Annotated in this window: 12 protein-coding genes; 10 read left to right on the top strand and 2 right to left on the bottom strand. The window is 72.7% G+C overall.

What is annotated here, in order from left to right:
- The first annotated feature begins 4 nt into the window (after positions 1 to 4).
- The 5 genes from IEY93_RS18355 (at position 5) to IEY93_RS18335 (ending at position 9316) form a co-directional block, all read left to right on the top strand.
- Entirely contained in the window at positions 5 to 1015 is a 1011-nt protein-coding gene (locus IEY93_RS18355) for an enediyne biosynthesis protein (protein ID WP_189164302.1), read from the top strand.
- Positions 1012 to 6804, top strand: coding sequence for a type I polyketide synthase (locus IEY93_RS18350; RefSeq protein WP_189164301.1), 5793 nt, complete (start codon positions 1012 to 1014; stop codon positions 6802 to 6804). The genes IEY93_RS18355 and IEY93_RS18350 overlap by 4 nt, the downstream gene beginning before the upstream one ends.
- A 77-nt stretch (positions 6805 to 6881) precedes the next feature.
- Complete coding sequence (locus IEY93_RS18345) at positions 6882 to 7310, top strand: acyl-CoA thioesterase (RefSeq protein WP_189164300.1); 429 nt, start codon at positions 6882 to 6884, stop codon at positions 7308 to 7310.
- 33 nt (positions 7311 to 7343) lie between these two features.
- Positions 7344 to 7883 carry a flavin reductase family protein gene (locus IEY93_RS18340; protein WP_189164299.1) on the top strand — a complete coding sequence of 180 codons (540 nt, stop codon included), beginning with the start codon at positions 7344 to 7346 and terminating at the stop codon, positions 7881 to 7883.
- A complete protein-coding gene (locus IEY93_RS18335; RefSeq protein ID WP_189164298.1) occupies positions 7880 to 9316 on the top strand; it encodes a cytochrome P450 in 1437 nt (478 codons plus the stop codon). Before IEY93_RS18340 ends, IEY93_RS18335 begins: the two co-directional genes overlap by 4 nt.
- Positions 9317 to 9973: 657 nt before the next feature.
- Here the strand turns inward: IEY93_RS18335 and IEY93_RS18330 are convergent.
- Positions 9974 to 10750, bottom strand: coding sequence for a helix-turn-helix domain-containing protein (locus tag IEY93_RS18330; protein ID WP_189164297.1), 777 nt, complete (start codon positions 10748 to 10750; stop codon positions 9974 to 9976).
- Positions 10751 to 11121: 371 nt separating this feature from the next.
- Between IEY93_RS18330 and IEY93_RS18325 the strand changes: the two genes are divergently transcribed.
- The 4 genes from IEY93_RS18325 (at position 11122) to IEY93_RS18310 (ending at position 15431) form a co-directional block, all read left to right on the top strand.
- Entirely contained in the window at positions 11122 to 11691 is a 570-nt protein-coding gene (locus tag IEY93_RS18325) for a DUF5987 family protein (RefSeq protein ID WP_189164296.1), read from the top strand.
- On the top strand, positions 11688 to 13343 hold the full coding sequence (locus IEY93_RS18320) for a GMC family oxidoreductase N-terminal domain-containing protein (protein ID WP_189164295.1): 1656 nt from the start codon (positions 11688 to 11690) through the stop codon (positions 13341 to 13343). Before IEY93_RS18325 ends, IEY93_RS18320 begins: the two co-directional genes overlap by 4 nt.
- A 129-nt stretch (positions 13344 to 13472) precedes the next feature.
- Positions 13473 to 14594 carry a carboxymuconolactone decarboxylase family protein gene (locus IEY93_RS18315; protein WP_189164294.1) on the top strand — a complete coding sequence of 374 codons (1122 nt, stop codon included), beginning with the start codon at positions 13473 to 13475 and terminating at the stop codon, positions 14592 to 14594.
- A 33-nt stretch (positions 14595 to 14627) separates the two neighbouring features.
- Positions 14628 to 15431, top strand: coding sequence for a TIGR03084 family metal-binding protein (locus IEY93_RS18310; protein WP_189164293.1), 804 nt, complete (start codon positions 14628 to 14630; stop codon positions 15429 to 15431).
- A 60-nt stretch (positions 15432 to 15491) separates the two neighbouring features.
- Here the strand turns inward: IEY93_RS18310 and IEY93_RS18305 are convergent, their stop codons facing one another.
- A complete protein-coding gene (locus IEY93_RS18305; protein ID WP_189164292.1) occupies positions 15492 to 16292 on the bottom strand; it encodes an SAM-dependent methyltransferase in 801 nt (266 codons plus the stop codon).
- A 448-nt stretch (positions 16293 to 16740) separates the two neighbouring features.
- Between IEY93_RS18305 and IEY93_RS18300 the strand changes: the two genes are divergently transcribed.
- Positions 16741 to 17691: a prephenate dehydrogenase gene (locus tag IEY93_RS18300; RefSeq protein WP_189164291.1), complete on the top strand. Its 951-nt coding sequence runs from the start codon at positions 16741 to 16743 to the stop codon at positions 17689 to 17691.
- Positions 17692 to 18255 lie beyond the last annotated feature (564 nt).

Genomic DNA, 18255 nt, shown 5'->3' with positions numbered 1-18255 from the left:
CGACATGGCTGAGTCAACGCCCATCGTGGCCGAGTCCAAGCCCGCGGCGGCGCCGCCGCGCCATGACCCCAAAGTGGTCACCGCCCTGCGCAACTTCGCGATCTCGATTTCGGTCTTCAACATCTTCGGTTACGTGGTCCTGGGGTTCGAGCAGCCGTGGCTGTGGCCGTTCATCGCCCTGGCCACCGGTTACAGCATCGAGATCGGCCTTGAGTGGATCGGGGCCAAGGTGGAGGGCCGCGCGCCGCGGTACAAGGGCGGCGGCTTCAAGGGTCTGATGATCTTCCTCTACCCGGCGCACATCACCAGCCTCGCCATGAACATGCTGACCTACGTCAACGACCAGATCTGGGTGCTGATCTTCGGCATCACGGTGGCGGTCGGCGCCAAATGGGTGCTGCGGGCACCGGTCAAGGGCCGGATGCGGCACTACATGAACCCGTCGAACTTCGGCATCGCGGTCATCCTGCTGCTGTTCCCCTGGGCCAGCATCGCCCCGCCGTACCACTTCACCGAGCACACCGACACCTTCTTCGACTGGGCGATCCCCTGCCTGATCATCCTGGGTGGCACGATGCTCAACGGGAAGCTGACCGGCAGAATGCCGCTGATCATGGGCTGGGTCGGCGTCTTCGCCCTCCAGTCGATCGTGCGCGGCCTGCTGTTCGGTACCTCCATCCCCGCCGCGCTCGGCATGATGACCGGCGTCGCGTTCGTGCTGTTCAGCAACTACATGATCACCGACCCGGGTACGAGCCCCTCGCGCCCGGCCAACCAGGTGCTCTTCGGCGGCGGTGTCGCCCTCATGTACGGCGTGCTGACCGCCATCCACATCTCCTACGCCCTGTTCTTCGCCGTCGCCGGCGTCTGCGCCATCCGCGGCGGGTTCTTCTGGGCCGTCCACTTCGTCAACAAGGCGCGTGAGCAGCGCGAGGCCCAGGCGGCCCTCCAGGCGGTGGCCGAGTTCCCCGTCGACCAGGTTGCCGCCCCGGAGCAGAAGGTCGCCACGGTATGACCAGGATCGCGATCGTCGGCATGGCGTGCCGGTATCCGGACGCCGCGTCGCCGAGGGAGCTCTGGGAGAACGCCGTCGCCGGCCGGCGCGCGTTCCGCAGGCTGCCCGACGTGCGCATGCGGCTGGAGGACTACTGGAACGCCGACCCGGCGCACCCCGACACCTTCTACGCGCGTACCGCCGCCGTCATCGAGGGCTACGAGTTCGACCGCGTCGGCTACAAGATCGGCGGCAGCACGTACCGCTCCACCGACCTCACGCACTGGCTCGCCCTGGACATGGCGGGCCAGGCGCTGGCCGACGCCGGCTTCCCCGGGGCGGAGGGCCTGCCCCGGGAACGTACCGGCGTGGTGGTCGGCAACACCCTGACCGGCGAGTTCACCCGCGCCAACGTGATGCGACTGCGCTGGCCGTACGTCAAGCGCACCGTCGCCGCCGCGCTCAAGGACCAGGGCTGGGACGACGACCGGCTGGCCACCTTCCTGGCCGGCCTGGAGGCGACCTACAAGAGCCCGTTCCCCGGCATCGACGAGGACACCCTGGCCGGCGGCCTGGCCAACACCATCGCCGGCCGCATCTGCAACTACTTCGACCTCAACGGCGGCGGCTACATCGTCGACGGCGCCTGCTCCTCCTCGCTGCTGTCGGTCACGACGGCCTGCAAGGCGCTGCAGGACGGCGACGTCGACGTGGCGATCGCGGGCGGCGTGGACCTGTCCATCGACCCGTTCGAGATCGTCGGCTTCGCCAAGACCGGGGCGCTGGCCAAGAGCGAGTTCCGGCTCTACGACCGGCACTCCAACGGCTTCTGGCCGGGCGAGGGCTGCGGCATGATCGTGCTGATGCGCGAGGACGAGGCCGTCAAGGCCCGCCGCCGCATCTACGCCACCATCGCCGGCTACGGCATCTCCTCCGACGGCAAGGGCGGCATGACCCGGCCCGAGGTCAGCGGCTACAAGCTGGCGCTCCGGCGGGCCTACGAGCGGGCCGGGTTCGGCATCGAGACCGTGGAGCTGTTCGAGGGCCACGGCACCGGCACCGCGGTCGGCGACGCCACCGAGCTGACGGCGCTGTCGGAGGCCAGGGCCGAGGCCGACGCCTCGGCCGCCCCCGCGGCGGTCACCTCCATCAAGGGGATGATCGGCCACGCCAAGGCCGCCGCCGGCATCGCCGGTCTGATCAAGGCCACCATGGCGGTGCACGAGCAGGTGCTGCCGCCGGCCATCGGCTGCGTCGAGCCGCACGAGGTGCTGGCCCGGGACGGGGCGACGCTGCGCGCGCTGCGCAAGGCCGAGCCCTGGCCGACCGGCGCCCCGGTGCGCGCGGGCATCACCGCGATGGGCTTCGGCGGCATCAACACCCACGTCGTGCTGGAGAAGACCGGCCCGAGGAAGCGGACCCCGCTCTCGACGCGCACCCGCACCCTGGCCGCCTCGCTCCAGGACGCCGAGCTGCTGCTCATCGACGCCGCCACCGCCGACGGCCTGCGCGAGCGGGTCGCCGAGCTGGCCGACTTCGTGGTCACGGTGTCCTACGCCCAGATCGCCGACCTCGCCGCGACCCTCCAGCGCGGCCTGCGCGACCTGCCCTACCGCGCCGCGGTGGTCGTCTCCTCGCCCGAGGACGCCGAGCGCCAGCTCCGCAAGGTGCTGGCCGCCCTGGACTCCGGCGAGACCCGGCTGTTCACCCCGGACGGCAAGGCGTTCTACGGCCACACCGAAGGGCCGGCCCGGGTCGGCTTCCTGTTCCCCGGCCAGGGGTCGGGACGGGGCACCAGCGGCGGCGCGCTGCGCCGGCGCTTCCCCGAGGTCGAGGAGATCTACCTGCAGGCGGCGCTGCCCACCAGCGGCGACATGGTCGCCACCGCGGTGGCCCAGCCGCGCATCGTCACCGGATCGATGGCCGGGCTGCGCGCCCTGTCCATCATCGGCGTCGAGGCCGACGTCGCGGTCGGGCACAGCCTGGGCGAGATCTCGGCGCTGCACTGGGCCGGCGCGCTGGACGAGGAGGCGCTGCTGCGCGTCGCCGGCGTCCGCGGCAAGGCCATGACCGAGCACAGCGCCTCGGGCACCATGGCCAGCGTCCGCGCGACGCCGGACACGGTGACCGAGCTGACCGGCGAGCTGCCCGTCGTCATCGCCGGGTACAACGGCCCCGAGCAGACGGTCGTCGCCGGCCCGGTCGAGGCGATCGAGGAGTTCGGCCGCAAGGCCACCGCCGCCGGGCTGAAGTGGACCCGCCTCGCGGTGTCCCACGCCTTCCACTCGCCGCTGGTGGCCCCGGCCGCCGAGGCGCTGTCGTCCTACCTGGCCGATGAGGAGTTCGGCCCGGTCGACCGGCCGGTCGTCTCCACCGTCACCGGCGTGACGCTGCCCCCCGACACCGACGTGCGGGAGCTGCTGCGCGACCAGATCACCGCCCCCGTCCTGTTCACCCAGGCCGTCGAGACGGCCGCCAAGGACATGGACCTGCTCGTCGAGGTCGGCCCCGGCCGGGTGCTCAGCAACCTGGCCTCCTCGGTCACCGACGTGCCCGCGCTCGCGCTGGACACCGACGACGAGTCGCTCACCGGCCTGCTCCGCGTGGCCGGCGCGGCGTACGTCGCCGGCGTGCCGGTCGTGCACGAGGAGCTGTTCCACGGCCGGCTGGTCCGGCCGCTGGAGGTCGGCGCCACGTTCACCTTCTTCCAGAACCCCACCGAGCAGGCTCCGGCGGTCAGCATCACCGGCACCGTCCTGCAGCCCGTCGCCCGCCCGGCCGAGCCGGTGGCCGGCGAGGCCCCGGCGCAGCCGGCGGGCGAGGGTGCCGAGACCAGCATCGACCTGCTGCGCCGCCTGGCGGCCGAGCGGGCCGAGCTGCCGCTGGAGATGGTGGGCCCCGACAGCAGGCCGCTGGACGAGCTGCACCTCAGCTCGGTCACCGTCATGCACATCATCGACCAGGCCACCCAGCGCCTGGGCGTGCCCGCCTCCAAGGCCCCGACCAACCTGGCCACCGCCAGCCTGCGGGAGCTGTCGGAGGCGCTGGACGAGCTGCTCGCGGGCGGCGCCGACACCGCGGAGGCGGCGGCGCCGTCGGTGGTGGCCGGCGCGGCGCCGTGGGCGCGGCCGTTCCGGGTCGACCTGGACGAGCTGCCGCTGCCGCCTCGCACCTCCCCGCAGGAGAACGGCCCCTGGCAGCTGTACACCGCCGGGGACGCCCCTCTCGCCGGGGCGCTGCGCGAGGCGCTCGAACGCGGCAAGGTCGGCGGGGGCATCCTGGTGGCGCTGCCGCCGGACTGCGCCGAGGAGCACCTGGAGCAGGCGCTGCTCGCCGCCAAGTCGGCGGTCGCCGCGGTCCCCGGCACGCGGTTCGTCCTGGTCGAGCACGACCGCGGCGCGGCCGGGCTGGCCAAGACCCTGCAGCTGGAGGCGCCGCACCTGCGCACCACCATCGTCCACGTCCCGGTGACGCCCGAGGCGGTCGGCTGGGTCGTGGGAGAGGTGGCGGCCACCACGCGGTTCTCCGAGGCGTTCTACGACGCCGAGGGCGTGCGCCGGGTGCCCACCCTGCGCGCGATGCCGGCGCGCGCCGAGCGTACCGAGCTGCCGCTGGGCGCCGATGACGTGCTGCTGGTCACCGGCGGCGGCAAGGGCATCACCGCCGAGTGCGCGCTGGCCGTCGCCACCGACACCGGGGCCAAGCTGGCCGTCCTCGGCCGCTCGGACCCGGCCAAGGACGCCGAGCTGGCCGACAACCTGCGCCGCATGGCCGACTCCGGGGTCGCCGTCCACTACGCCAGGGCCGATGTCACCGACGCCGACCAGGTGCGGGCCGGGATCGCCGAGCTGGAGGCCGCTCTCGGGCAGGTCACCGGCGTGCTGCACGGCGCGGGCCGCAACGAGCCGAGCGGGCTGACCACGCTGGACATGGCCGCCTTCCGGCGCACCTTCGCCCCCAAGATCGACGGTCTGCGGAACGTGCTGGACGCCGTCGACCAGGGCCGGCTGCGCCTGCTGGTGACCTTCGGCAGCATCATCGGCCGCGCCGGCCTGCACGGCGAGGCGCACTACTCCACCGCCAACGACTGGCTGGCCGGCCTCACCTGCGGGGTGGGGGAGGCCAACGAGGACTGCCGCGCCATCTGCATGGAGTGGTCGGTCTGGTCGGACGTCGGCATGGGCGAGCGCCTGTCGGTGGTCGAGGGCCTGTCCCGCAAGGGCATCGCGCCGATCACCCCCGAGCAGGGCGTGCAGATCATGCGGCGGCTGGTCGCCGACCCCGACGCCCCGTCGGTCGTGGTGATCAGCGGGCGCGCCGAGGGCGTGGACACCGTCCGCCGCGAGGAGCCGCAGCTGCCGCTGCTGCGCTTCGTCGACAAGCCGCTGATCCGCTACCACGGCGTCGAGATGGTCGTCGAGGCCGAGATGAACGCCGGCACCGACCTGTACCTGGCCGACCACCTGCTGGACGGCAACCTGCTGTTCCCCGCGGTGTTCGGCATGGAGGCCATGGCGCAGGTCGCCGCGGCCACCACCGGCGAGGAGGCCGCCCCGGTCATCGAGGAGGCCGAGTTCCTGCGGCCGATCATCGTGCCGCCGGAGGGCAGCACCACCATCCGCGTCGCCGCCACCGTCGTGGACGACGGCGAGGTGCGGGTGGCCATCCGCAGCGCCGAGACGGGCTACGAGGTCGACCACTTCCGCGCCCGCCTGCGCTACACGGCCGACGGCGCCCCCGACGGGCCGCCGGAGCAGGTCGGCGCGGGCCTGCCGCCCGTGCCGCTGGACCCGCCGAGCGAGATGTACGGCGACGTGCTGTTCCAGGGCGGCCGGTTCCACCGGCTGCGCCGCTACCACCGGGCCGCGGCCCGGCACGTGGACGCGGATGTGGCCGCGCTGGACGCGCGCAACTGGTTCGCCGGGTTCCTGTCCGGCGAGCTGCTGCTCGGCGACCCCGGCATGCGGGACGCGCTCATGCACGGCAACCAGGTCTGCGTCCCCGACGCGACCCTGCTGCCGGTCGGCATCGAGCGCATCTGGCCCGGCGGCGCGGCGCTGGCCGACGCCGGACAGCTCCGCTACTGCGCCACCGAGCGCTTCCACCAGGGCGACACCTACATCTACGACATCGCCGTGCGCGACGCCGCGGGAGAGGTCGTCGAACGGTGGGAGGGCCTGCGCCTGCAGGCGGTCCGCAAGAAGGACGGCCGCGGCCCGTGGGTCGCCCCGCTGCTCGGGTCGTACCTGGAGCGCACGCACGAGGACCTGACCGGCACCCGGGCCGCGATCGCCGTCGAGCCGTTCCCCGGCGCCGACGACGACGCCGCGCGCGCCGAGCGCACGGTCGTGGCCGCGGGACGCGCTCTCGGGCGGGCCGCCGAGCTCGCCCAGGGGTCCGGCGGGCGGACGCTGACCGACGACGGGCGTACCGTCTCGGCCGCCCACGGCGCCGGGGTGACCCTGTGCGTGGTCGCCGAGGGCGTCGCCGGCGCGGCCGTCGAGGCGGTCACCGAGCGGACGGCGCAGGAGTGGGCCGAGCTGCTCGGCGCGAACGCCTCGCTGGCCGAGCGGATCGCCGAGGCGACCGGCGAGGAGTACGGCACCGCGGCGACGCGCGTGCTGGCCGCCGCCGCGGCGCTGGAGGGCGCGGGACTGCCGGCCGGTGGCCCGGTCACCCTCACCGCCGAGCCGCGGGGCGCCTGGGCCGTGCTCTCCTGCGGAGGCGGCCACGTATCGACACTGGTCACGACCCTGCGGGACGCCCCCGGCCCGGTCGTGTTCGCCGTCCTCACCGAAGGGCGGCCGTAGGTCCATGGGGAGTTCGACGCGGACGGGCCGCCCTCACCGGGCGGCCCGGTCCCACACCGAAGGGCGGTCCTAGCGGGATGGGCAAGTACTACGAATACCTGCACACGGTCGGCTTGGAAGAGACCAACATGGTGGGCAACGTCTACTACGTCAACTACCTGCGCTGGCAGGGACGCTGCCGGGAGATGTTCCTCAAGGATCGGGCGCCGGAGGTGCTGGCCGACCTCCAGGACGACCTCAAGCTGTTCACGCTGAAGGTCGACTGCGAGTTCTTCGCCGAGATCACGGCCTTCAGCGAGCTGTCCATCAGGATGCGGCTGCAGGAGCTGGCCCAGACCCAGGTCGAGTTCAGCTTCGACTACATCCGGCTCGACCCGGACGGCAGCGAGGTCCTGATCGCCCGGGGCCGGCAGCGGATCGCGTGCATGCGCGGGCCGAACACCCGCACCGTTCCCGTCCGGGTGCCCGATCCCTTGGCACGGGCGCTCGAACCGTATGCCTCATAGGGGCGCTCCCCGACGGCTAGCCAGGAGGACTGCGTGAACGCCGAACCATCCACGCGAACCCGCCCGGTGGCGGACGCGAAGTCGCTGCGGCGGGCCTTCGGGACGTTCGCCACCGGCGTCACCGTGGTGACGACCGGCGGCGCCACCCCGCACGCCATGACCGCCAATTCCTTCACCTCGGTCTCGCTGGATCCGCCGCTGGTGCTGGTCTGCGTGGACCGTGGCGCGATGATGCACCAGTGCCTCACCACGAACGGCTACTTCGGGGTGTCGGTGCTCGCCGCGCACCAGGAGCCGGAGGCGATGCACTTCGCCAACCGCTGGCGCCCCCTCGGCGCGGCCCAGTTCGACAACATCGACTGGGCTCCGGGGGAGGAGACCGGGGTGCCGTTGCTCAACGGCACCCTCGCCAGCTTCGAGTGCGAGGTGTGGCGCACCTACGACGGCGGTGACCACACCATCTTCGTCGGCAGGATCCTCACCCTCATCCAGCAGACCGACCGTGACTGCCTGCTGTTCTTCAAGGGCAAGGTCCGCCAGATGAGCCCCGACTGGAGCGAGGTGCCGGTATGACCAGCACACGACCGGACGCGGGGCAGGCCACCACCGGCGAGGCGGCGGGCCCCCGCGGGACCGCCCGCCGCTCGCCCGGCCCGGCGCCGTCCTCGGCCCGCCGGGTCCCGCCCGGGCCGCCGCTGTGGGCCGGCCCCGGGCTGTTCAAGAAGCTCGCCACCGACCGGCTCGCGCTGATGAACCTCGCCGCGACGTACGGCGACGCCGCGAGGCTGCGCATCGGGCCGAAGACGCTGTACTTCTTCAACCACCCCGACCACGCCAAGCACGTCCTGGCCGACAACAGCGGCAACTACCACAAGGGCGTCGGGCTGGTGCAGGCGCGGCGGGCCATCGGTGACGGCCTGCTGACCAGTGAGGGCGAGCTGTGGCGCAAGCAGCGCCGCATGATCCAGCCGGTCTTCCAGAACAAGCGCATCTCCCGGATGGACGCGGTCATCGCGGCCGAGGCGGCGGGCCTGGTCGAGCGGCTGCGCTCGCACGCCGGCGGCGAGCCGGTCGACGTCGTCAACGAGATGACCTGGCTGAGCCTCGGCGTGCTCGGGCGCACGCTGCTGGACGCCGACCTCGGCGCGTTCAGCTCCATCGGGCACTCCTTCGAGGCCGTCCAGGACCAGGCGATGTTCGAGCTGGTCACGCTGAGCAAGGTGCCCATGTGGGTGCCGTTGCCCAAGCAGGTGCGCTTCCGCCGCGCCCGCGCCGAGCTGCAGCGCATCGTCGACCATCTGGTCGCCGACCGGCTGTCGCGCCCGGAGGGCCTCGGGGACGACGTCGTCTCGCGGCTGATCGGCTCGACCCGGCAGGAGGCCGACCCGCGCGTCGGGCGGCAGCGCATGCGCGACGAGCTGGTCACCCTGCTGCTCGCCGGGCACGAGACGACGGCCAGCACGCTCGCCTGGACCTTCCATCTCATCGACGGGCACCCCGAGGTCCGCGAGCGGCTGCACGCCGAGGCGGTGGAGGTGCTCGGCGACCGGCTGCCGGTCTACGAGGATCTGCACCGGCTGCGGTACACCGCGATGGTGGTCGAGGAGGTCATGCGGCTGTACCCGCCGGTGTGGATGCTGCCGCGGGAGGCGCAGGGCGACGACGAGGTCGGCGGCTACCACGTGCCGGCCGGGTCGGACGTGCTGATCAGCCCGTACACGCTGCACCGGCACCCGGCGTTCTGGGACGAGCCCGACCGGTTCGACCCCGAGCGGTTCAACCCGGACCGGCCGGTGAACCGGCCGCGGTACGCCTACATCCCGTTCGGCGCCGGGCCGCGGTTCTGCGTCGGCAACCACCTCGGGATGATGGAGGCCACGTTCGTGATCGCCATGGTGGCCCGCGACCTGCGGCTGCAGCGGCTGCCCGGGCACGAGGTGGTCGCCGAGCCGATGCTCTCGCTGCGGGTGCGCGGCGGGCTGCCGATGACCGTCCACCCGGCCTGACGGGCGGTCATCCGCCAGGGGGGCGGGCGCGACCTTCGGGGGCGCCCGCTCCTCGCATTCTCCCGCAATTCCGCGTGATTTCCTGATATATCCGGCAGGCGGTAGGGCAGCCGGTTCATCGCCGACCGGCGAGTGCGGTGATTCGCCGGCGCTTCCCCGTACATCCCGGCGGGCCGGGCGCGCCGCATCGAGGGCCCGGAGAAACAGACGCGTGGGGCCGCGGCGAACGACGGACCGCCGGAGCGGCGGCCCGCCGAAAACGACCGGGGAAACCGCCGGTGAATTCCATGGGCGGAACCGAGGAAAAGGAGGGCGGAAAAGAGCGGCGCAGGAGGTGGGAAAGGGGTCGCCGGGAAAAGTCCGCGAAGTGACCGGAGAAGTCCGGGCAGGTGACCCGGAGAAGTCCGCGAGCCGACCCCGGAAAGTCCGCGACCTGACCCGGAAAGTCCGGAAGGCGACCCGGGAAGTCCGGGAGGAGACGGGAAAGATCCGAAAGTCCGATGACCGGGCCGGTGCGTGCGGGGCGGACGGGGGAGAGGTCGCGGGGCGGCGGAGGGAGGTCCTCCGGCCGGCGGGCGGGTCCCGCCCGGGGCGGGCGGGAAGGTCCCGCGGGAGGGCCGGGAGTCCGGCGGAGGACCGCCGGAGCCGGTCAGTGGGTCAGTGGGTCAGCTGGGGGACGTTGACCGGCAGCAGATCGCGCAGCGCCAGCAGCACGGGCGGGTCGAGCGGCCGCATCGGCCGCAGCGAGAGGTCCGCGACCTTGGTCTGCGTGCCGGGACGCACGCTGATCGGCCCGTGCCGGCCGACGCAGACCGCGGCGTCGCCGCCGGGCACCAGGTCCAGGGGGTCCTGGAATCCCGGGGCGATGGCCTGGGCCATCAGGTGCCACTCACCCTGGGGCACGTCCTCCAGCACGTAGGGGCCGGGCTTGGGCAGGATCGTGTAGCGGATCGGCCGCCCCTCGACGATGCGGTCGGGGAACAGCCCGGCGAAGACCGGCTGGTCCTCCAGCGGGGAGAAGATGTCCCCCCTGATCGTCGTGCGCACCGGCCCGCAGGCGGGCTGCTCGTACAGGGCATCGTCGTACGGCGTCTCCGGGGCGAGGCTCTTGAGCTGCCGGTACTTGGTCGGCGAGACCCCGACGCTGCTGGTGAACCGCGAGCTGAAGGTGCCGACGCTGGAGTACCCCACGCGGTGGCTGATGTCGGTGACGGTCAGCGAGGTCGAGGCGAGCAGCCGCTTGGCCTCCTGGAGCCGCACCGCGGACAGGAAACGGCCGGGCGACAGCCCGGTGACCCGCTGGAACACCCGGGAGAAGTGGAACTTGCTGAACATCGCCGTACGCGCCATGTCATTGATGGTCAGCTGCTCACCCAGGTTCTCGTGCATGCTTCTGACCACCCGGAGGACGGCCTGTTCGATTGCGCTATCCATTGCTCCTCCCGTGCACCGGAGGTGTACGCGGAATTGACCCCGAATCGCCACGGGAGAACTCGTCTTCGCGAGCCTCCGTCATCTTGCTCACACCTCACTGCAGTGAATGGACCCCACCCGGTCACCGTGTGAATTCCGGGAAAGACGACGCTCAACGACGACACTTCGACGGCACTCGGCCATGCCATCAGAATTGGGCGCGACCCCCTTCGGGACAACCCCTAAGCCCCCCCTGCCTGCAGATATCCGCTTTCCGCCCGCCCCAGAACGAGGGGAAATGTGAAAGCAACTCAGAAGATGCGGCGGGGACGGACGTGACAGACCGTTGAACAGGTCAGCTCACGGCCCTGGACCGACGAAGGAGAGCGCGTATGCCGTCGCCAGCCCCTGAGGGGAGACAGGCCACGACGATGACGCTGGAGGCGTTCGCGGACACGATCGTCCCCGGCGAGAAGCGGTCGCCCGACGACCGGGCGATCGCGGGCGCCACCACGGGCGGCGGCGCCGTCCAGGCCGGCGCGCTCGAACTGCTGGAGTGGGACGCGACCGGTCTGTCGGAAGCCCTGGACGACCTCGCCTCCGCCCTGGACGTCCACGCGGGCGCCCTCGCCGCCGAGCACGGCCTCACCCTGGACGAGGACGTGCCGCCGTTCGTCGCGCTGCCGTTCGAGCACCGCACCGAGCTGGTGCAACGGCTGACCCTGCCCGGCAACCCCGAGAAGCCCTTGTGGGTGAGCCTCGCGCTGTTCTGCAACATGGCCTTCGACTCGGCGGCGCACATGCACACCGCCGACGCGATCGCCCAGGGACATCCGGGCCTGCTCGCCCTCGGCATCGAGAAGCCCGGTCCCGACGGCCTGTGGCGGTTCGACCACTACTCCTACGGCCGGCCGCTGGCCCGCCTGCACCCGGACACGACGCCATCAGGGAGTCCCGCATGACCAGCACCGAACGCACCGATGTCCTCGTCATCGGCAGTGGCTTCGGCGGCGCGATCGCGGCCTACCACCTCGCCGCGGGCGGGGCGAAGGTCGTCGTGCTCGAACGGGGCCCGTGGCTGACCGGCGAGGACTTCGACCAGGACTTCAAGCTCGGCTCCTCCTACACCCGGGCCTTCGACTTCGTCGTCGGCGAGGGCATGAGCATCCTCGGCGGCAACTGCGTGGGTGGCGGCAGCGTCGTCTACTTCGCCGCCATGCCCCGCGCGCCGCGGTTCGTCTTCGAGCGCCACGGCAGCATCGGCCGCCGCATGTGGCCGGCCGCCGTCAACCGCGACACCCTCGACCCGTGGTACGACCGGGTGGCCGAGTCGATCCCGATCCACCAGAACACCTGGAACGACGTCTCCTACGCGGGCGGTCTGTGGGCCGCGGCGTGCAACCACGCCGGGCGCACGGCGAACCCGGTGCCGGCCGCCATCGACCCCACGCAGTGCGTCAACTGCAACTGGATGATGGCCGGGTGCCGCTTCGACGCCAAGAAGTCGCTGCTGTTCACCTACCTGCCGGCGGCGCTGGCGCACGGCGCGCAGATCCGCCCGCTGCACGAGGTGCAGCACATCACCCGCACCGACGACGGCGCCTACCAGGTCCACTACCAGATCGTGGACGACGAGGACTACCGGATCACCACCGGCTCGGGCACGATCGAAGCCAAGATCATCGTGCTCGCCGCCGGGGCCGGCGCCACCCCCGTCATCCTCCAGCGCAGCGAGCCGCACCTGGGCACCATGCCGAACGCGGTCGGCCGCTACTTCTCCGGGAACGGCGAGCGGCTCAACACCGCCATCATCAACGAGGACCGCGTCCGCGAGGTGCTCGGCCTGGAGCGCGAGAACGGCCTGGCGTACGAGGCCAACCAGATCGGCAAGGGCCCGGTCGTCGCCAACTGGGACCGCCTGGACGGCTCGCTGCCGGAGTTCGAGCGCTTCTCGCTGGAGCAGCTCTACTTCCCGCCCGGCCTCGGCACCATCCTCGCCCAGGTCCCCGGCGCCGAGGGCATCAGCTGGTTCGGCGTGGACAAGAAGGAGATACTCAAGCGCTGGCGGTCCTGGCTGATCATCTTCCAGATGATCGAGGACAACAACGAGGGCGTCTTCGGCCCGCCGCCGGCCCGGGGCAACGCCGACCGGCTGTCGCAGCAGATGCTCGGCGTCGGCCGCCTGCGCTACGACCCGACGCCGCAGACGCTGCGCGCCTGGGCCCTGGCCGACGCCGAGTGCAAGGACATCCTCGAGCGGGACGGCCTGGCCGAGGTCGCCGCCTGGACCAACGACGTGGTCGGCGCCTACACCGTCCACCCGCTGTCCTCCTGCCGCATCGGCGACGACCCGGCGACCTCCGCGCTCGACGACCGCCACGAGCTGCGCGGGCACCCCGGCATCTTCGTCACCGACGGCTCCGCCGTGCCGGGCGCGCTCACCGTCAACCCGGCGATGACCATCTCGGCCCTGGCCGAGCGGGCCATCCCCGGCATCGTCGCCGCCGCCCAGGAGCGCGGCATCGACGTCACCTACGGCGCCCCGGCCCCGAACGGCGGCGTCGCCGCCCGCCGTGCCGCCGCCCCCCTCGTCCCCGAGTTGATGCGCCGGTGACCACGCCCCGCCGGCCGCCTCCGCCGTCCACGACGGAGGCGGCCGGCGGGCGGGGAACCCGCGAAGGCGACCACGAACGACGGCCCGGGCCGCGCCGCGCGCGAAGACGGCCCGACAGGGAGGCAGACGATGGGCAAGGTGCTCAGCAGGGTGATGCTGCCCGGCGTGCTCGCGCAGATCGGGCACGTCACGCCGGTGCGGCCGAAGGACGCCGACGGGCTGGTGGCCCGGGTGTACGCCCAGGCCGAGCGGGAGTTCGGCATGCTCGCCCCGCCCCTCATCCTGCACTCGCCAGCCCCCGAGCCGCTCGCCGCCGCCTGGGCGATGCTGCGCGAGTCGCTGCTGGCCGCAGGGACCGTCGGCCGATCGGTCAAGGAGGCGGTCGCCACCGCCGTGTCCGCCGGCAACGCCTGCCCGTACTGCGTGGACGTCCACCGCGCCACCATGGACGGCCTGGCGCCCGGCCGCCCGGCGAGCCGCGTCGACGGCGATCACATCGAGACCATCGGTGACCCGGCGCTGCGCCGCGTCGCCGCGTGGGCCGCCTCGAACGCTCCGGGGGCCGCGCCCCTCGACCCGCACGCGCCGCCCGAGGCGGCCAGGGAACTGGCGGCCGTCGCGGTGACCTTCCACTACCTCAACCGCATGGTGAACGTCTTCCTCGGCGAGTCCCCGCTGCCGCCGCAGCTGCCCGCCCGGGCACGCGGCACGGCCATGCGGCTGTTCGGCCTGGTCATGCGCCCGGCCGCCCGCCGGGCCGCCGCGCCCGGCGCGTCCCTGGTGCTGCTGCCGCCCGCGCCGCCCGCCGCCGACCTGGCGTGGGCCGACGGCGCCCCGTTCGTCGCCGGCGCCTTCTCCCGCGCCGCCGCGGCCTTCGAGCAGGCCGGGCGCCGCTCGGTGCCCGAGCCGGTCCGCGAGCTGGTCGCCGCCGAACTGGCCGGCTGGAACGGCGCGCCGCGCGGTCCGAGCCGCGCCTGGGTGAACGACGCGATCGCCGCGCTGCCGCCCGGGCTGCACCCGGCCGGCCGGCTGGCGCTGCTGACCGCGCTCGCCTCCTACCAGGTCGACGCCTCGGTCATCGCCGGCTTCCGCGCCGAGACGCCCGGTGACCGGGCGCTGGTCGAGCTGACCTCCTGGTCGGCCTTCACCGCCGCCCGCCACATCGGCGGACGGCTGCGCATCGCGCCGCCGCCCTCCGCCGCGGCCGGCGCGGTGGCCGGCGACCCGCCCCGCGACGCAGTGACCACCTGACCTGACCAAGATGACCCGGTGAAAGGAAAGAACGTGTCCGAGCTGGATGTCGTGCTCGCAGACCTGTCCGCGGAAGGTGACCGGCTCGACGACCTGGTCGCCGGACTGACCCCCGAGCAGTGGAGCCTGCCCACCCCCGCGCCGGGATGGACGGTCCACGACCAGATCGCCCACCTGGCGTTCATCTTCCGGATCGCCGGCACCGCGGCCGCCGACCCGGAGAAGTTCACGGCGGTGACCGCCTCCGCCCAGCACAACTTCGACGGCGCCGTCAACGCCGCGCTCGCCGACTACGCCGGCGACACCCCCGAGGTGCTGCTGTCCCGCTGGCGCGCCGAGCGGTCGTTCGTGGTGGACGCACTGGCCGCCGTGCCGGCCGGCCAGGTGGTCCCCTGGCTGGTCAACCCGCTGCCGCCGATCATCCTGGCCAGCGCCGGGATCATGGAGCAGTTCGCGCACGGTCAGGACATCGCCGACGCGCTCGGGGTCGAGCTGGAGCGTACCGACCGGATCAAGCACCTGGTGGTCTTCGCGATCCTGACCAAGGACTTCGGCTACCAGGCGCGCGGCCTCACCCCGCCCCCCGTCGAGTTCCGCTGGGAGCTCACCCTCCCGTCCGGCGAGCTGCTGGCGTTCGGGCCCGAGGACGCCGAGCAGCGCATCAGCGGTCCCGCCGTGGACTTCTGCCTGCTCGCCACCCGGCGCCGTCACCGCGACGACCTGGCGGTCACCGCCGTCGGCGCCGAGGCCGACCATTGGCTGGACATCGCCCAGTGCTACCGCGGCCCGGCCGGCGCCGGCCGCCGCCCCGGCCAGTTCGCCCCCGCCACCGTCTGACCCCGCCACCGCGGCCGAAGGGACCCCGCCCGATCGGGCAGGGTCCCTTTCAGCCGGTGGTCAGGGCTTCACCGCGACGCCGCAGAAGGCGGTGACCTCGTCGGCCGGATTCCACGGCCCGGTCTCCGGGCGCCAGTGCGTCACCGACACCACGCCCGGCTCCAGCAACCGCAGGCCGGTGAAGAACGCGGCGAGCTTGTCCGCGGTGCGCAACTTGTACGGGTCGCCCGCCTCGGCGCGGGTCTTCTCCGCTTGCGCGGCGGCCTCGGGGTCCACCGCGTCGGTGCCGTCCTCGATGACGACGTAACTGCCCGGTGCGAGCCCCTTCACCAGCCGCTCGCAGATGTCCATCGCCTCGGCGTCGTCCCACACGTTGCCGAGGATGCCGAGCATCATCAGCGCCACCGGACGCTCGAAGTCCAGGGTGCGGGCCGCCCGCTCCAGGATGTACTCCGGCTCGCGCACGTCGGCGTCGACGTAGTCGCACACCCCCTCCGGCGTGCTGGTCAGCAGCGCCTGGGCGTGCACCAGCACCAGCGGGTCGTTGTCCACGTACACGATGCGGCAGGCGGGGTCGACCCGCTGGGCGACCTCGTGGGTGTTGTCGCCGGTCGGCAGGCCGGTGCCGATGTCGAGGAACTGCGTGACGCCGGCCTCACCCACCAGATGGCGCACCGCCCTCCCCAGGAAGGCCCGCGACTGGCGGGCCACGTCCACGATCCCCGGGTACACCTGGCGGACCTGGTCGCCGACCTCCCGGTCGATCGGATAGTTGTCCTTCCCGCCCAGCCAGTAGTTCCACACCCGCGCCGAATGCGGGGTCGTGGTGTCGATCTGCGGTAACGGCCGTTCGTCTGTCATGGGGCTGCTCTTCGTCCTCGCGGAGTGGATGACGGGTGCACGCGTTCGGCGGCCGTCATTCCCGGCCGGCTCCCCGCACCTTGCGTGAATCGAGTCAATGCCAGCAGAAAACCGCCGAGGCCGTCAACGACCCGCTTCCGGCAGGCGCCCGGCACCGCGAATCGCTCAGGGTGCGGGCGGGCGTGGTGAACCACCGCGGCCCCGGTCTCGCGTGTCCAGCCGTTCGATGGCAGGAAACGGATGCCCGTCCGCAGTTTGCTGCCTGCTCCGGCCACCTTCCCGGCGCGCGGAATGCCGCACAGTAGGTGATGTGCGCGGCGGTGAATCCGAATACCGCCGCACGGAGAATCCGGTACCGGAGAACCGCCGGGAAAAGCACCGGACGGCGACCGGAGAAACCGCCGGATCCGCCACGGACGGCGAAGCAGCGAAGAAAGGGAGCACCGCCATGGTGAGCATGATGGCCGCGGACGCCTCGACCACGCACGTCACGGCGATCGGCGTGCCGCGCTCGCCGAAGATCCGCCGCGTCACGGTGATCGGCACCGGTGTGATCGGCACCTCGATCGCCCTCGGCCTGCGGCAGGCCGGCGTCCAGGTCGCTCTGACCGACCGGGACGAGATCTCGCTGGCGCAGGCGGTGCGCATGGGCGCGGGCGTGCCGCTGTCGCCCGCCACCCCGGCGGCCGACGTGGTGGTGGTCGCCACCCCGCCCTCCACCATCGCCGCCGTGCTGCGCGACGCCCAGGCCCGCGGGCTCGGCGCCGCCTACACCGACGTGGCCAGCACCAAGGCGGGCGTCGTGGCCGGCGCGGAGCGGGCGGGATGCGACTTCTCGACCTACGTCCCCGGGCACCCGATGGCCGGACGCGAGACGTCCGGCCCGGCCGCCGCCCAGAAAGAGCTCTTCGCCGGACGCCCATGGGCGCTGTGCCCGAGGGCCGGGACGCCACGGGAGACGGTCGCGCTGGTCACCCGGCTGGTCGAGATGTGCGGGGCGCGGGTCAACGTACTGGACCCCGGCCAGCACGACGAGGTGGTCGCCGCGTCCTCGCACGCCCCCCACGTGGTGTCGGCGGCGCTCGCGGCCCACTTCGCCGGGGCCGGCGCGGCGATGCTGTCCATGGTCGGCCCGGGGCTGCGGGACACCACCCGCATCGCCGCGGGGGACCCCGGTCTGTGGTGCGACATCCTTCGGCAGAACGCCGAGCCGGTCGCCGCCGTGCTGGAGGCGGTGGCACGCGACCTGGCCGAGGTGGCCGCCGCGTTACGTGACGGCGGCCCCGCCGCCGCGGAGGTGCTCGCCGGCCTGCTCACCAGAGGCAACCTCGGCAGGGCGAACATCGCCGGGGCCGGGCCGGACGCTCCCGCCGGGCGCCCGCTCGCCGTCGTCGCCTGACCGCCGGCGACGCCCGCGTACAGAGCAATCTGGAAGAAGTACGGCCGCATGGCTGACGAGACAATGCTGGGGGAGAGCATCGGCGGATGGCCGCAGGCTGGCCACCGTCAGCAGGAAGGAGTGTGCCGACCGGCATGACAGGACGACTTGACTCGGCTTTACCCGCGAAGTTTCGTCGTGTGGCGTGCCCTGCCGGCCAGGTCCGGAGTAACGTACGTCGGCCGGATGCGATGACCATGCCCTCATCGCGTACCGGCCGAATTTCCGGGCCGTCGGCGCGGCCCGTTCATGTCCCCGCTTTCTCTCTTCTCGCGAGGTGGGGTGTGCGGGAATGTCGCTCGGTCTCCCGCCGCGTCCTCTGGTGGCGTTCCCTGGGCGCTCCGTTCGTCCGGGTTCCGGCCACCCCGCAGGCGCCGCCGGTGTGATCAGCCCGATGTCGGATCCTGAGAAAGGGGCGCCGCTGCCGGAAAAACCCGTGGCCGGTCGCCCCTGTCCCATGGAGTCCGGAGAACCGGCCTGATATCGAGCGCATCCCTTCGAAACGCACCACCCAACTCAAATCGG

The organism is Sphaerisporangium melleum (genome assembly GCF_014646695.1).
GTDB classification, from domain to species: Bacteria; Actinomycetota; Actinomycetes; order Streptosporangiales; family Streptosporangiaceae; genus Sphaerisporangium; species Sphaerisporangium melleum.
This window is presented reverse-complemented; position numbering and strand designations above follow the sequence as displayed.

Excerpts from the sequence above, each read along its gene's own strand:
- IEY93_RS18335 (WP_189164298.1), top strand. The coding sequence starts at position 7,880 with ATGACCAGCACACGACCGGACGCGGGGCAGGCCACCACCGGCGAGGCG.
- IEY93_RS18325 (WP_189164296.1), top strand. The coding sequence starts at position 11,122 with ATGCCGTCGCCAGCCCCTGAGGGGAGACAGGCCACGACGATGACGCTG.
- IEY93_RS18305 (WP_189164292.1), bottom strand. The coding sequence starts at position 16,292 with ATGACAGACGAACGGCCGTTACCGCAGATCGACACCACGACCCCGCAT.
- IEY93_RS18345 (WP_189164300.1), top strand. The coding sequence starts at position 6,882 with ATGGGCAAGTACTACGAATACCTGCACACGGTCGGCTTGGAAGAGACC.
- IEY93_RS18320 (WP_189164295.1), top strand. The coding sequence starts at position 11,688 with ATGACCAGCACCGAACGCACCGATGTCCTCGTCATCGGCAGTGGCTTC.
- IEY93_RS18350 (WP_189164301.1), top strand. The coding sequence starts at position 1,012 with ATGACCAGGATCGCGATCGTCGGCATGGCGTGCCGGTATCCGGACGCC.
- IEY93_RS18300 (WP_189164291.1), top strand. The coding sequence starts at position 16,741 with ATGGTGAGCATGATGGCCGCGGACGCCTCGACCACGCACGTCACGGCG.
- IEY93_RS18315 (WP_189164294.1), top strand. The coding sequence starts at position 13,473 with ATGGGCAAGGTGCTCAGCAGGGTGATGCTGCCCGGCGTGCTCGCGCAG.
- IEY93_RS18355 (WP_189164302.1), top strand. The coding sequence starts at position 5 with ATGGCTGAGTCAACGCCCATCGTGGCCGAGTCCAAGCCCGCGGCGGCG.
- IEY93_RS18330 (WP_189164297.1), bottom strand. The coding sequence starts at position 10,750 with ATGGATAGCGCAATCGAACAGGCCGTCCTCCGGGTGGTCAGAAGCATG.